Annotated in this window: 1 protein-coding gene; it reads left to right on the top strand. The window is 67.9% G+C overall.

Going from position 1 to position 792, the window contains the following annotated elements; translation table 11 throughout:
• Positions 1-792, top strand: a 792-nt coding sequence (locus tag HMPREF0975_RS14360) for an IS481 family transposase (RefSeq protein ID WP_009234966.1), incomplete at both ends; no start/stop codon positions are given.

A 792-nucleotide genomic window follows, 5' to 3' on the forward strand; every position in this document is an offset into this window, starting at 1 on the left:
CAAGGCGCACTGAGCGGCGCATCATCGCCTTGAGGCTCAACCGCCGGTGGGGACCCCACCGCATCGCCTACCACCTGGGCCTGGCACGCTCCACTGTGGGGCGCATCCTGGCCCGGTACAACATGCCCCGCCTGACCGAGGTGGATCAGGCCACCGGGCTGGCGGTGCGCCGCCCGCCGCCGGTGCGCTATGAGAAGACCAGTCCCGGGGAGCTGGTCCATCTCGACATCAACAAGCTCGGCCGCATCCCCGACGGCGGGGGCTGGCGCGCTCACGGACGGGGCTCAGCTCCCGCCCTGGCCGCGGACCGCGCCAAGACCCGCACCCGCCGTCGGGGCAGCCCGGTCGGAGGCTATCGGTACATCCACCACGCGATAGATGACTACTCGCGCCTGGTCTACTCCGAGATCCTCGATGATGAGCGCAAGGACACCGCTGCCGGGTTCTTTCAGCGCGCCAACGCGTTCTTTAAGGACCTGGGCATCACCGTCCAGGCCGTCATGACCGATAACGGGGCCTGCTACCGCTCACGGGCCTTTAACCAGGTCCTGTCCGCAGCCGGCATCAAGCACCGCTACACCCGCCCCTACCGGCCCCAGACCAACGGCAAGGTCGAGCGCTTTAACCGCACTCTGGCCCACGAGTGGGCCTACGCCCACACCTACACCAGCCAGACCCAGCGCGAAGCCGCCTACCAGACCTGGCTCCACCACTACAACCACCACCGACCCCACACCGCCCTGGACGGCCAAACCCCCGCCAACCGCGTTCACAACCTCACAGGGAAGTACA

Origin of the sequence: Actinomyces sp. oral taxon 849 str. F0330, from assembly GCF_000239715.1 — a bacterium.
Lineage (GTDB): Bacteria > Actinomycetota > Actinomycetes > Actinomycetales > Actinomycetaceae > Actinomyces > Actinomyces johnsonii.